Raw genomic sequence first — 14732 nt, 5'->3', positions numbered from 1 at the left:
GATATATCTGCGCGGTAATCAGAGCCAGCCTTCAAACCACTCTGGCATCACAAACAGATTAAAGTGATTGACCAGCAACATGATGCCGACAAATACCACCGACACCGCCACCCATTGCCGGGCATAAGGAATAAACCGAATGCCAATAACCGGCTTGATGAAGAACGGATGAGCCAGTGCCGAAATCAGGATCTGCGAGATGGAAAGCGTCAGCGCCACGTAGAGCACGTTCGGCCAGATAAAGGTGGTCGCCAGCACCGCCAGAACCACAATACTCGCCACGATGTTCCAGTAGAACTCAACGTTAGTCCGTCCGTTGGCCTGCGAAATCGCGCCAGTCAGACCGCCCATCGGCCGCAGCATACCAAACAGCAGCATCAGCGGGATCAGGTGATAGACCTGCTCATGCGATGCGCCATACAGCACACGCACAATGACGGGTGACAGGATGCCGATCGCCAGGTACATCGCGCTGCTGAACAGCATGATCCCCAGCGTGCCCTTCAGGAACAGCTTCTTCAGCTGCTCAGCATCGTGCTGCTTCTCAGCAAAGCGCGGCAGTGCCAGACGGTTGATCACCGGCGTCACCAGCTTCAGCGGTTGCAGCACCAGCTCTTTCGCCAGCGAGTAGACGCCCAGCATCTCGGCGCCCATCACTTTACCCACCACCAGCGCATCGGCCTGGGTACGCAGCTGATTAATGGTCTGCGAGCCGAGCTGATAACTGCCGTAGCGAATCGCGCCGATAAAGGTCGCTTTGTCGAACTCCCATGTCGGACGCCATGACTTCTCACCCAGCGCAATCATGCAGAGGATACGGGTAAAGGCGTTGATAAACAGTCCGAGAATCGCCGCCGCGACGGTAAGCGAGGTGAACTCCAGCATCGCCACCACACAGAGGAAGGCAAACAGCTTGGTGCCCATCTCAATCTTCGCCAGCGAAACCATCCGCTTGGTTTTGATGTAGTGCGCCTGATACTGCGACAGGTGACCCAGCACCAGGAAGTTGAGGCTGGTAAGCATGATCAGACCCACCAGCTCCGGCAGATGATAGAACCACGACACCGGGAAGGCGATCAGCAGCATGATCAGACCGGTACATAAGCTGAGTGAGACGTTCACCCAGTAGATGGTGCTCTGCTCACGACGGGTAATGTTCTGGCGATGCACCAGATAACTGCTCATCCCCATATCCTGCAGCACACCTGCCACCGCCAGGATGGCGTTGATGATGGCTAACAGCCCCAGCTCGTGGGTTTCCAGTTTGCGGGCGAGAAAGCTCAGCTGTGCAACCTGCAGCACCGCAGAAAAGCAGGTGCTGCCGAACAGCCAAATCGCCTGTGACTTAAATCCACTCACACCAGTCGCTCCAGAATCTGTGCCAGTTCGCCGTAGGCGATATGCTGATTAAATTCAGTCTCAACTTTGTGACGTGCGGCCGCAACGACCGGCGCCACATCCACTTCGCCCTGAGAGAGCTTCAGCAGCGTCTCCGCCAGCGCCTCAGGATCGTCCTCTTCCACCAGCCAGCCCGAAACGTTGTTCTCAATCAGCTCCGGAATACCGCTGTGGAAAGTTGAGACCACCGGCAGGCCGACCGCCATCGCCTCCATCAGCGCGACCGGAATGCCTTCCATATCGCCATCTGCGGCGGTTTTGGATGGCAGCAGGAAGATGTCAGCCTCGCTCAGCGCACGACGGATCTCCTCCTGCGGCTTAAAGCCCGGCATGCTGACGCAATCTTCCATCCCCTCGCGGGCGATGAAATCACGCATCATCTCATCCTGATCGCCATTGCCGATAATGGTGTACTGAAACTGACCGCCACGCTGCTTCAGGATGGCGCTGGCTTTGACCGCCACATCCAGCCCTTTCTTCTCGGTCAGACGCGCCACCGAAACGATACGCAGCGGCGTCTGGAATGCCTGGCGCGGCTGGAAGTTAAACTTCTCCGGCTCAATGCCCATACGCGTCACGTGAATTTTTTCCGGCGGACAGCCCATCTCAATCAGCCTGTTCTCCCACAGATGGCTGATAGGCAGCATCAGCTCACTCTGGCGGAACAGATTCACATAATCGAGTTTGTGCTCTTCCAGAATGTGACGACGGGAAATATCGGCGCCATGGAACACGGTCGCCTGTTTACCCTTCAGCACGCCCAGCTCACGCAGCTTATTCGCCAGTGCACCGGCATAGCCGAAATGCACCAGGAAGACATCTGCGGTGAAAGTCTGCTTTGCATTCGCCACAATCGACGGCAGCAGCAGTTTGCTGGACTGCGCGCCATAACGGCGCACATTCAGCGAACGCAGCAGCGACGGCCTGGTCACTTTTGGCAGCACCAGCCTGATGCGCTGGTTCAGCTTATCGACAATCGAGATTTTCTCTTCCGGCAGCAGATAGTGCGTCTTCGCCGCCAGACCATACTCATCAAACGCGGCATGCCGGTTCACTAAATCGCCGGGAAAGACTGAAATGATCTCCACCTCGTAACCGGCATCAATAAAATGGGTCACCTGATTTAGTACGAATGTCTCAGAGGCAACCGGGAAACGCATGGTGAAAAAAGTCAGTTTCATCACATTACCCTAATACTTTGAGAATCTCTTCAGTGATCCGATTGCCAATTTCCCTTTCATTCGCAACGGCCGTCTCGACCTTCAGCTTGATGTTGTCGTAATCGGCAAGGACCGTTTTGACCTTGTCGATCAGCGAGCCATCCATCAGGCTTTTCACATCGGTTGCCATCTGCGGCAGACCAAGCTGGTTCATCACACCCATCGACTTGTGCTCGTAGTTGATCGCCACAGCCGGGGTGTCAAAGTTCATGGAGATAATCGCCGAGTGCAGGCGGGTACCAATGGTCAGATGGCAGTGATTCAGCAGGATGCCCAGTTCCAGGTCATTAAACTCATCCATGATGACATGGTAATGTTCCGGCTGCGTCACGTGGTCACGCAGGGTCAGTGCAACCATGCGGTCATCTTTGGCATAGCTGTCGATGCCGGTACAGGTGGAGAACGCCACGACCTGATAGCCTTCCGCGATCATGGCATTAATCACCCGGCCAAACGCCGCTTCATACTCTTTCTGTGTCACACCCAGACGTTTATCAAACGGCGCCAGTTCACGCACCGTAATCGCAATGGTTTTACGGCCATCGATAATGCCCTGCCAGTAGAGCAGGTTATGGCTCGGATTTTCGACTTCGCGCGCGCGCACCAGGAAAGCGGTATCCACACCTGATGCCACTTTAGAGCTGGTCACGCCATCGCGCTTCATCAGATCAAGGCTGACCGATTCGCGCAGCACCAGGCTGTCGACACGATCAAAGACAAAGTTTGCCAGCGCATTGACGCGCGGGTTCTGGAAGGGGCCCACCGAGTGACCGATCAGGTAGATCGGCTTTTTCGCCATCAGCGCACAGAGCGCATGGTCGAACTGGGTGACGCCATAGAGGTCAACGAAGAACGAACCGCCAACCTGAATAATCGCATCATATTTTGCCAGGCTGTCGGTAAACGCTTTCAGGTGCGGCGGCACAGAGAAAGACTTAAAGATCCCGCCCTTGCCCAGATGCGCCATCATGATATCGGGCATCAGGCGGTTCGCGACTTTACGCTTAAATGAACCGACCAGACCTTTGCCTGACTTGCTGTTGTGCAGATACAGCGCATCCTGCTGAATATCCTGCTGAAGCAGATAACCGGAGCTGGTTGGATAACGGCTAATAACGTCAATGTCTAAATCACTGCGTGCGGACCTCATTGAATCAATCAGTCCACGAAGAATCGCGCCATCCCCGCGATTTCCACACGTATGGTTACCCACCAATAAAATTTTCATAACAACTCCGAATGAATTTTTTTAATTCTGAAAGCCGCCCAGATCCGTAATGGGCAAAATGAACTCTGATTAAAGTAATGCTTTACGGGATAACGCACCCAAAGGTACAGCTCCTGTTAAAACCGGCCGCCTCCATTGTGGCGGCCGTCAAGGTGTTACGACTTAATCGCGAAGTAAGGCAGTGCGACCTGTTTGCCGTTGATGACCACGGAAACAAAGCCTTCCGGCTTACTGGTATCAACCTGATCGGCGGAGAGCGGACGCGAAGCCATCAGCAGATCGCCCTGCTCGTTGGCACCCACACCCGCTTTGCCGTTGTGCAGGCTGAAGCGCTGCGGCGCACGTTTGGTCGCGTCGCCTGACGGTGGATTGCCCTTCTCCATCACCGCGTTGACCCGTGCACAGCGACCGGTCACAAAGCGATCTTTACCGGTGGTTTTCACCAGTACCGCCGCTGACGGCGTCCAGCCCGCCAGTTTGACGTAGATATGGACATCGGTGTCATGCTCAGCCACATAGCGAACATCGACAATCGGGCTGCTGCCTTCTGCCGACCAGCTCGCTTCTGACAGATCTTTCTTGCGCTGCACGTGAATTACCGCGCGGCCGCCGGTGGTCTTGTCACCGATCAGGTTCATCAGCGGCTTATCGCCACTGCCGTTGCTGAACTGTGACTGACCAAAGATTTCGATTTCCCACGAATCCCCCACCGTCGGTGAGTAGAGGCTGCCGAGATCAAACCAGGTTTCCTGGTTAGTGTTGTTCTCTAAACGCCAGCGCGAGGTGATGTAGTTGTACTTCAGGCTGCCATCCAGCGCGACGCCATAAGACTCGACGCGGGTCGATCCCATCTCCCAGATGCTGAGCAGACGATCGCCCTGCATGGAGTTGTCGATCCAGCTGCCAGACTGCAGGCTGGTCTGACGCATATTCAGACGGGTGTTGTGCGCGATCAGCGGATTCTTACAATCCTCCAGGCTCAGCGCATCAACGATCCACTGACCGTTGGAGAGATCGCCTGGGTTGTCACAGTGCTCAATCCAGCCATTATGAATAATCGACTGGCCGCAGCGCGGCAGGTTGAGGACTTTGCCGCCACGGCAATACTGCGCATTGAAGTTCGACAGTTCGATGGCGGTGCTGTGGTCCCATTTGCCCTGCTTCTGACCTGACCAGCCCGATTTGATCACGTCGCCGGTGCAGCGTGAGGCGTACCACTGGTCGATTTTACAATCAAGGGTATCCTGCAGGCTGATAGCGGTGCCGCCGACAGCGTTGAAGCGCAGGCAGGCACCACGGAAATATTGTCCGCCAGGGCAGTTGTTATGGAAGAAGCCCTGCTGGTTGGGGCTCTTATCGCTGTTGCCGTTAAAGTTCAGGTTAGAAAGCTCGACACGACGGGCATTCATCTCGAAGACGAACTCTGACTTACCATCCGAAACAATGGTGGTCGCCGGGAAGTAGCCGAAGTTCACCATCGCACCGGACATGCGGAAGAAGTTCAGATATTTATTGCCGAGGTTACAGGCGGAGACCATGAAGGTCCCGGCCGGGAACTGCACACAGATCTGCTGGTTAGCCTGCTGTGACCACTCGAACATCGCCATAATGGCGGGTGCTGTGTCGGTTTTGCCATCGGCAATCGCACCGAAATCAAACAGCGTCAGGCGGTTGAAATCGTCCACCACGCGACGCCAGGAGAAGCCTTCGCCCGAAAAGTTTACGCCGCCATCATTCTGTACGGCCTGGAAGCTACCGACAAACTCGCCACCGCCCACTTCACGTCCTTCATGCCAGCTTTTCAGCTTAACCTTGGCGCCTTCAAACAGCGGACGGGTTTTGCGTAACTCCGCCACGGACGGGATCTCACCAATCAGCTGATAACCTGCGGGCTGCGCCAGACGCTGACTGAAATCGGCCGGGCCCGGACGGCTGACATCGGCGATGTTAAACAGCGTCTGACCGTTGTTGTCTTCGACCGTCATCGAATGCGAAGGATCGGCAATCAGCGCGGCATTATCCTGAATAAACTGCGCAAAGTTGCCTTTGTTCAGCGTGATCGGCTGCGAAATCTCTGACACTTTGCCGCTGGCATCGCGCAGGAAAACCGGAATCTGGTTGCCCGGTTTGCTGGCATCCACACCCGCTTTACCAATCCAGAGTTTGCCTTCAAAGCCCTGCCAGAATTGCGGTGGCATGGCGTAGACATTTTCCGGCGTCAGGATCGGCACGTCGCCTTTCGGAATAGCAGTGGCATCAACCGGCTTCAGGGCAATACCGTTACTTTTTGCAGCGTAGCTGGAAAAGGTGCTCACGGAGAGAGCCCCCACCAGAGCGGAGGCGGCGGTCTGTAAAACTTCTCTTCTTTTCATGCATCAATTCCCGTAGTCAATAAGGCCATTGGCCATGGCGGTGTCCCTGAGGCACGTCGCAAGTGAGCTTTTCCAGCTCCGGTTAAACCAATGACAGCCAGCTTTGCTTAATCTGGTTACCGTCGAATTTCAGCGCGGTTTGTTTGGTTTTTTCGCTCATGGCATAGAACAGCGCGTCATCGCTGGCGAGCTGCTCCATCCGCGCCAGAAACGTGGCTTTATCGTTCATCGGCACCAGGAAACCATCTTCACCGTGGTTGATAATCTCCTGAGGTCCGGTCGGGCAGTCATACGCCACCACCGGCAGTGACCAGGATTTGGCTTCCAGCAGCACCAGTGGCAATCCTTCATAGCGCGAGGTCATCAGCGCCATATCGCTGTCGCGATAGTAGTCATTGATGTTGCTGACCTTGCCGACAAACTTCACGCTGTCGGTAATGCCCAGCACGGCAGCCTGATCGTGCAGCTGCTGACGCAGTTCGCCGTCACCGGCAATGACCAGCGTCCAGTCCGGATGGTTGCGGGCGAAGTCGCGCCAGATATCCAGCAGCAAATCAAAGCCCTTCTGGTTATCCAGACGACCTACCGCCAGCGCCTGACGATGACGGGTCTGGCGCAGATAGTTTTTGTAAACCACCGGGTTTGGGATTGGCTTGCTGGGAATGCGCCAGCGGCTGAACACCTGATGATCTTTTTCGGTCAGAACAATCACGCGGTCGTAGTAGCGCAGCAGCAGAAACTTGAGGAACTTAATCGGTTTGCTGAAGGAGTTGATGGCGATATGTTCGCAGGCGTAGGCTTTGCCCCGCTTCTTCTTCATTGCCAGCAGATTCCAGAAGGCGAACATCACGCTCAGGCGACCCATGCTGATCAGGAAGACGGTGTCGAAACCCTCTTCGTTGATTCGGGCTACCGCGCTTTTAATCGGGTTGCTCTGCCCTTCGAAGCTGACGATCTGTTTAACGTGCTCAAACGGATAAAAGGTTTTACCGCTGCCTTCCAGCGAGTAGATGGTGACTTCATGTGTTTCGCCAAGACACTCTGACATGAAGTTACAGATGTTCTCGGTGCCCGCATACGAATAAGCATCTTTGATCACCAGGACAATTTTTTTCATGAAACGCTATCCACCTCAAATTTTAAAGACAATCCTGCCGACAGGCTTAACGATGCTTAAGGGTAAATAGCACACCATTCACCATATACCAGGCGTAATAGTAATAGATTTTTAACGGATTGTTTTTATAGATAATTCTTAATAGTTCAAGGTGCCACTGGGCCGCTTTGTTCTTATTACGCGAAAGGGAATCGCCTAACTCGTAATAGTTGACCAGAATCGTCTGAATTACGCGTGCCTGCTTATAGCGGGTGAATAATTCATACAAAAACAGGAAATCTTCGTGGCCTTTACGCTGGAAGAACAGACCCTGCGGCGGACGGCGGAAACAGACAGAGGAGAAGCAGACGCGATACTGCTTCTTCACAAAGTTTTCCTGCTGCAGGTAAGGTTTGCCGTAGGTGATGTCGTGTTCAGCTTTGCGGGTTTTATAGTGATATTCGGTAATCACAAAATCATCACCGGCCGCAATGGCGGCAACCTGTTGAGTCAGCTTATCCGCATGCCACTCATCGTCGCTGTCGAGAAACGCGATAATCTCTTCAGTGGCCGCGCGTAGTCCCACGTTGCGGGTCTCTGCTGCGCCCATGTTGACCGCGTTATCCAGGATAGTAATACGCGGATCCTGACAATGCTCACGCACAAACGCCAGCGAGTCGTCAGTGGATTTGTCGTTGACCAGATAGAGGTGCCAGTCGGTATAGTGCTGATTGATAACCGATTGCACAGCGCGTAACACCGTCTGACGGGCATTATACATAGGCATGACAATGCCAACGGTTCCAACAGAAGTATTCATCTTCAACCCTGAATTAATCGAAAAGAGAGGTGCTCCTGACAATCAGGAGCAGAGCGAGGCGCGGTGCGCGTCAGGAGATCGCTTTCTCACCGCCAAAACGTGCTTTGACCTTGTCTTTAACCCGGTTCATAAAATAAGCACGATTGTCTTTGTTGGTGAGGAAGAAATAGCGAGCAAAGCTCAGGCTCGCCATCAGCGACTTGCCATCCATCCTGTAGCGCAGCGGCAGCTTAAAGGCTTTGTAGGTGTGGATATCACGCGGGGTAAGATGCGGCTTCATGCTATCGAGCCAGAACATCGAGTAGTTCACCGATTCGCCTTTGTGTTTCGAGCCAAATTTCGTGACCAGGTGGTAGTTCGCCAGCGGTGCGGCGATCATCACAAAGTCATAGCCCATGCGGTCGGCACGAATGCAGAAATCATAATCCTGATGACGGATGTAGCGGGTATCGAACTGAATCTTCGCCGCGTCTTCACGCTTCAGCACGATGGTGCTGGTCTGGATAAAGCCGTAGCAGCCGAACAGATACTCGGCGACGGTTTCATTTTTGCCTGGTGGCTGCATCGGCATCACCTTCAGGAACGTGCCGTCCTGATAGATGTTCACCTGGCTGAAAATGACGAAATTCTTTTTGCCCTGAGCGTCCAGCTGCGCAATTTTTTCACTCACCTGCTGCAGCTTGTCAGCGGCCCACTCATCATCGGCGTCAAGGAAGCTGACATAATCACCGGTTGCCAGCTCAATGCCTTTGTTACGCGCGCCGGCACCGTTGAGTTTGACCTCTGAGAGCACCAGATTGATATCGAGATCCTGATAGCGTTCGCTGCGAACCACGTCCGCCAGCGCCGCGGCATCCGCCGATTTATCATCCACGATGATGACTTCGAAATTGCGATACGTTTGTGCTTTAACGCAATCCAGCGTCGTGACAATCGATTCTGACGCGTTATAAGCCGGAATTACGATGGAGAAACGAATGTCCTTCATTGCCAGCACCTCATTAAAATAATTCAAAAAATAAACAGTTCAGTCGACAACGGTCGATGAAAAACCTGTGTTTTTACCGGCAACGGCCCCTGCGTGAATCACTTCACGAGGGGCCGATCGCCGGATTAATTAGTGGACTAACCAAAACTCCCGCGCCACTTCATAGCCGGTAACCGCCTGCTTGGTTGAAATGGTGTTGTAGTAGAGGTAGTAGAGCAGGAAGAACACCAGCATGGCGTACAGCGCTGGCTTCCACGACCGCCTGGCCTGATAAATCAGGGAGGTCAGGATGATCGGCTCGACCTGTTGCAAATAGTTCGACAGGCGCGAACCTGACGGGAAGTTGTACAGGAAGATCCTGATCGCACCGCCGATAGCAAAGCTCAGAATCAGCAGATAGTTAAGGCGATACTGGGCGTAGTTTTCGCGCTTCAGCTCATCGGTCAGCATGAAATAGAAGAACACAAACACCAGCATGATGTTCTTCAGGTTCGATACCGCCAGGATGCTGCCACCCATTGCATAGGACGGGTCATTGTTATAGCCCGATGCCCTCTCCCCCAGCGATCCCAGATGTCCGGCAATCAGGGCAATAAAGCTGGAACCACCCACTACCGATAGCGGCAAGCTGGCAACGATGATAATTACCGGCCACCAGCGCCAGTCACGAATAAACAGGAACGGCACCAGCGTCACCACCATGACCCCGGTGTTGTGGCTCGTGAACGACAGAATAAAGAAGGCAAAGGCCCACCAGTAGCGCTTGAGATAGATCGACCACAGCACGCCAAGGAACAGCGCTGAACTCAGGCCAAAGCGAATCTGGTTAATGTCTTTGTTGATAAAGATGTGCGCTGAATAGAGCACCAGCGCCAGCACCGGATAGGGTGACATCTTCCGGAAAAAGTAAGTATTGATAGAAACGGCAATCGCGCAGAAGACAAACAGGAAGATGCTGGCATTGTGCGAAAACAGGCTGGTCAGCCACGCCATCGCAAAAATCAGCGGTTCGTAACGGAAAAACGCAACGGTATTAAAGAAGCCGTTGATCTCGATACGTCTTACAAAGTCTTCGAAGAAGCTCCGGTACTGAAAGTCATCCATGCCGGTGCCGAGGCCACGAATACCCCCGAAAATAATCAACGTCACGGCCGCAAAACAGAGCAGCCAGGTCAGAATATAGTTTGTGCGTTCGTCTTTTTTCAGGGCTATTTCAAACAGCGAAAGCAGCAATAAAAAGCCTGATACATACCAATATGGAGCCATGGTGTGATTCCTTAATTCCACAAGTTCTCATGCCAGCAATAATCACGCTTCGCCTCTCCGACTGGCTTTTCAGTGAGCCTGAAAGGACGGTCAACTGTTGCGTGCAGGCAATGCCATGCTGGTGATGAATTCTGTTGAGTGACGCTCGCCATGCGATTTATAGAGGTATCGCTTATGTGGGTTTGGACAGAATAACCTGTGTAAATTGATGCGTGTCGTCATTCAAAAGGACGATAAAAAGGGGCGGTCAGACCGCCCCCTGGTTATTACTCAATGATCAGCTTTTTTCGGTCTTGCTGTAGTCATAGGCGTAGTAGTCATAACCATGTCCATACGCATTCGCGGCTTTACGCACCACGGCGTTGAGGATCACACCTTTAATCTCAATACCGTTCTGGGCAAAGCGCTTGAAGCTGACGTCCACTTCTTTGGTGGTGTTGGCTTCGAAACGCGCCACCATCAGCGAGGTGCCGGCCAGCTTACCGATGATTGAGGCATCGGTGACGGCCAGAATTGGCGGCGTATCGATTAACACCAGGTCGTAGTTCTTGCTCGCCCAGTCCAGCAGCTCACCCATGCGACGATGCATCAGCAGCTCAGAAGGGTTCGGTGGAACCTGACCGCGTGGCAGGAAGTCGAAACCGTACACGCCCTGCTGAATCAGCGCCGGGCTGAACTCAGTTTTACCGGACAGCACGTTTGACAGGCCTGATTTGTTATCCGCGCCCAGCAGTTCGTGGGTATAACCACGACGCATGTCGCCATCGATAAACAGAACACGCTGACCCGCTTTCGCGACCAGAGTCGCCAGGTTGGCACAGATAAAGGTTTTACCAATACCCGGGCTGGCGCCGGTGATCATCAGGATGTTGTTTTTCGCTTCCATCATGGCGAAGTGCAGGCTGGTACGCAGGCTACGAATCGCTTCGATGGAGAGGTCAGTCGGGTTACCCAGCGCCAGCAGCGTTTCGTGCGGATCAGTTTTCACCTTGCTGCCACGACGCGCCAGGGCTTCGGTATCCTTCTTACGCTGCCAGTCAGACAGTGGAACGCTGGCATAGACATTCATGCCCAGCTCTTCCAGCTGATCCGGGTTCTCGATACCGTGATGCAGCATCGCTTTCAGCAGAACCAGACCCACTGACACGAACAGACCTAAAATCAGGCTTGCGGCGATGATCAGCAGCTTCTTCGGTGCAACCGGCGCGTTAGCGGTCTGCGCGCTGTCGATGATGCGGACATCACCCACGGTGCTGGCTTTACTGATGCCCAGCTCCTGCTGACGGTTCAGCAGCTGCATGTAGATCTCCTGACCAGACTGAACGTCACGGGTCAGACGCAGGATTTCCTGCTGAGTCTGTGGCATGCCAGCAATTTTCTTGTTCAGCTGAGCCTGCTCACCTTCCAGCGTTTTGCGTTTTTCCAGCAGCGCGCGGTAAGTCGGGTGATCTTTGGTGAACAGCTGTGAAACTTCAGCTTCACGGAAGGTCAGTTCGTTCAACTGGCTCTGCACGCTGACAGACGAGTCCAGGGCAGATTTCGCTTCCAGTGACAGGTCAACCGATTCGTTCTGACGACGGAACGTGTTCAGCTTGTTTTCCGCTTCATCCAGCTTGCTGCGAACGGCAGGCAGCTGAGTGCGTAAGAACTCCAGGCTTTTCTCGGCCTGCTCTGACTTGCGCTCAACGTTCTGTAACAGATAGTTGTTCACGATCTGGTTCAGGACTTTGCTGATCTGCTCTGGATCTTCACCCAGATATTCCAGACCCAGTACGCCGGTATCTTTACCTTTGTCTGCGACGGTCAGGTTAGCGAGTACAGAGCGAATCGCCTGCAGGTCATTCAGCTTGGTCACGGTAAAGCTGGTGCCTTCATCAGCGTGAATCTCGCTCACCAGCATGCTGATGTCGCCGTGCGACTCCAGCTGGCCGACTTTACCTTTGAACAGCTCATCGCCATCTTTAGAGACGGTGTAGCTGTCCGGGCCGGTCACTTCCAGCTCGACGTTACGTTTTTCGACGGTGCGTGGGATTTCCAGGCGCGAAATCGCAATATCAGCCGGTTTGTTGCCCATCAGGCGCGACAGACCTTTACCGATAACCGGGAAGTAGTTCTGCTCAACCACGGTATCCAGACCCAGATCGTCAACGGTTTTGCCGATGACCATACGGGATTCCAGAATCTCGATTTCCGTATCAGAGGCTGGCGTCGGTGGCAGAATGCTGTCAATTTCGTTCAGAACGGTACTGGCATTCTTCTGCTCAACCTGCACTAAGGCATCTGCGCTATAAATCGGTGTTGCAAACAGTGTGTAGAGCGTTCCCGCCAGCATGAAAAATGCGGTAACGGCAACAATGATCCAGCGATGATCAATTAGCTGTCCCACAAGATGCGCCAGATCCCATCCATTCGAATCCTCTCCCGGCGCGGTTCTGACCTTATTTTTTATATTCATGGATAATCCCAACTATCGGCTTAATACGTTGACCCACTTCTGGGTAGCGTTTTCCAGTAATCCGTAAATCTCTTCAAAGGCCTCACGGCTTTTTCTGTACGGATCCGCAATTTCTTTCTGATTGAGCCAGTGTCCCAGCAGCATGGTTTTGCCACGCGCGGCCGGATCGATGCGGTTCACCTGTTCAATATGTCGCTTTTCCATGACCAGAATCAGGTCAACATTGCGGCACATTTCTGCCGTCAGCTGTTGAGCCTGATGTCCTTCCAGCGACAGACCCTGCGCCGCGGCGACGTCGGTCGCCGTCTTATCGGCCGCGTGACCGACAAGCGCCCCCAGTCCCGCAGAGCGAACATCTAAATCGGGCAGCGCACGTTTAAACAGGCGCTCTCCGGTGGGAGAGCGACAGATGTTACCGACGCAAACGACTAACACGGACTTAATCATGGTCGGACCTTAATTACCCCAGGTGCGGATACGTGAAGCGGCCTGTGTCGCATCGTTGATACCTGCAATGGTCGGTATCAATCCTGAAATCACACGGTTCCAGCGCGTCAGCGGCGTAGAGGTGACATAGACGATGTCATAAGGCTGGAGCTGGAAATCGGTTCCCATCACCATGGATGCCGCATCTTTGGTGTTCAACTGATAGATGTTGGCAATCTTGCTGCGATCGGTGCCGTGCAGTGGACGAATAACGAAGACACCGGTCGCGTCAGAGGTGGTTTGATCCATCCCCGCCGCATTGCCCAGCGCTTCCGCCAGCGTCATGCCGCTGCGGTCCATTTTCAGGGTCGTCTGCTGCTTCACTTCACCCATCACGAAGATTTTCAGATCGTCGTTACGTGGGACGTAAAGAATATCGCCTGGATAGAGGAGGTGGTTCTGGCTCAGGTCGCCATTCTGCATCAGTGCCTGCAGAGAGACGCGCTGCTCACGACCGTTGTGCGTCAGCACGACGTTACGCCAGTCTGCATCCGCGGCCAGGCCGCCAGCGGCGTTGATCGCATCCAGCACCGTCAACGGTACGTTGGTGATCGCCTGCTGACCTGAATTCGTGACAGAACCTGTTACATAGGTTTTCTGCGATTTGAACGAGGCAATGCTGACATCAACCTGTGGGCTTTCAATGTACTGAGCCAGACGGCGCGACACTTCGTCACGCACTTCGCCGACGGTACGGCCCGCTACACGGACACGACCGATGTAGGGATAGAAGATGGTGCCATCAGAATGCACCCAGTTACCGGTGTCGCTTGCGCTACGGTACTGACCCGCTGGGGTAGTCAGCTCCGGGTGATCCCAGACCGTCACGGTCAGGACATCGCCCACACCGATACGGTATTCGTAGTTCTGAATTTCGTTCTGCAGTGAAGGATTGGTCTGAGCCACCAGTGGCTTAGGACGCATCCTTTCAACCAGTGAAGGCGTCAGCGGGAAGACGTTGACATATTTATCGATGTCAAAGTTACTGTCCTGCTGTTCAACAACATCTTTTCCTGATGTAGAAAGGTGAGAACCTGGTTCGATCGTACATCCGCTAAGGAATGTGGCGGATACCAGCAAGGGTATCAATTTCATTTTGATTGTAATCATTTAGATCTTCGCTATCAGTTATTTATTGATAGAGGCGAAACCGCCGCTGTGTAAGCGTCCAACAAAAAGTAAATCCTGGCTGACTTCAGCCTTAAGCTCTGAACCTGTCGTTCATTATCCTTGCTCCACTTGTTATAAGTAGTGACCATCTATCAGGGTCTACCTGAAACGCCTGGCATCATAGCGGACTATGGCTGCACGGCGATATCCCTGATGATGGCCACTATCAACGACACGCCTGACAACGGCAAAACACCTCTGAGCGCGCGTGAGCACGCTCATTTCGACTCACG

11 protein-coding genes are annotated in these 14732 nt (G+C 53.7%); all 11 read right to left on the bottom strand.

Features of this window, described 5'->3' with window-relative positions:
* Positions 1-18: 18 nt before the first annotated feature.
* Entirely contained in the window at positions 19-1359 is a 1341-nt protein-coding gene (locus PU624_RS10585; RefSeq protein WP_031591354.1) for a lipopolysaccharide biosynthesis protein, read from the bottom strand.
* The gene (locus PU624_RS10580; RefSeq protein WP_283547575.1) at positions 1356-2579 is read right to left on the bottom strand and encodes a glycosyltransferase; all 1224 of its coding nucleotides are present in this window, start codon (positions 2577-2579) and stop codon (positions 1356-1358) included. Before PU624_RS10580 ends, PU624_RS10585 begins: the two co-directional genes overlap by 4 nt.
* Before the next feature lie 4 nt (positions 2580-2583).
* Positions 2584-3846 carry a colanic acid biosynthesis pyruvyl transferase WcaK gene (wcaK, locus tag PU624_RS10575; RefSeq protein WP_283547574.1) on the bottom strand — a complete coding sequence of 421 codons (1263 nt, stop codon included), beginning with the start codon at positions 3844-3846 and terminating at the stop codon, positions 2584-2586.
* 155 nt (positions 3847-4001) lie between these two features.
* Positions 4002-6218, bottom strand: a complete 2217-nt coding sequence (locus tag PU624_RS10570) for a phage tailspike protein (protein WP_283547573.1) — start codon at positions 6216-6218, stop codon at positions 4002-4004.
* Positions 6219-6300: 82 nt separating this feature from the next.
* Positions 6301-7335 (bottom strand): glycosyltransferase family 4 protein, encoded by a 1035-nt coding sequence (locus PU624_RS10565; protein ID WP_283547572.1) that lies wholly within the window; start codon positions 7333-7335, stop codon positions 6301-6303.
* Positions 7336-7381: 46 nt separating this feature from the next.
* Complete coding sequence (locus tag PU624_RS10560) at positions 7382-8134, bottom strand: glycosyltransferase family 2 protein (RefSeq protein ID WP_008926080.1); 753 nt, start codon at positions 8132-8134, stop codon at positions 7382-7384.
* Positions 8135-8204: 70 nt separating this feature from the next.
* Positions 8205-9122: a glycosyltransferase family 2 protein gene (locus tag PU624_RS10555; protein WP_283547571.1), complete on the bottom strand. Its 918-nt coding sequence runs from the start codon at positions 9120-9122 to the stop codon at positions 8205-8207.
* A gap of 129 nt (positions 9123-9251) precedes the next feature.
* Complete coding sequence (locus tag PU624_RS10550; protein WP_090959569.1) at positions 9252-10388, bottom strand: EpsG family protein; 1137 nt, start codon at positions 10386-10388, stop codon at positions 9252-9254.
* A 277-nt stretch (positions 10389-10665) separates the two neighbouring features.
* Positions 10666-12843 carry a tyrosine-protein kinase Wzc gene (wzc, locus tag PU624_RS10545; RefSeq protein WP_283547570.1) on the bottom strand — a complete coding sequence of 726 codons (2178 nt, stop codon included), beginning with the start codon at positions 12841-12843 and terminating at the stop codon, positions 10666-10668.
* A gap of 12 nt (positions 12844-12855) precedes the next feature.
* Positions 12856-13290, bottom strand: a complete 435-nt coding sequence (locus tag PU624_RS10540; protein WP_283547569.1) for an arsenate reductase/protein-tyrosine-phosphatase family protein — start codon at positions 13288-13290, stop codon at positions 12856-12858.
* 9 nt (positions 13291-13299) lie between these two features.
* The gene (locus PU624_RS10535) at positions 13300-14439 is read right to left on the bottom strand and encodes a polysaccharide export protein (protein ID WP_283547568.1); all 1140 of its coding nucleotides are present in this window, start codon (positions 14437-14439) and stop codon (positions 13300-13302) included.
* Positions 14440-14732: the final 293 nt, after the last annotated feature.

It is taken from the genome of Pantoea sp. Lij88, assembly GCF_030062155.1.
GTDB lineage: Bacteria > Pseudomonadota > Gammaproteobacteria > Enterobacterales > Enterobacteriaceae > Pantoea.
Note: the sequence above shows the minus strand (reverse complement) of the source record. Positions and strands in the feature narration are given on the sequence as shown.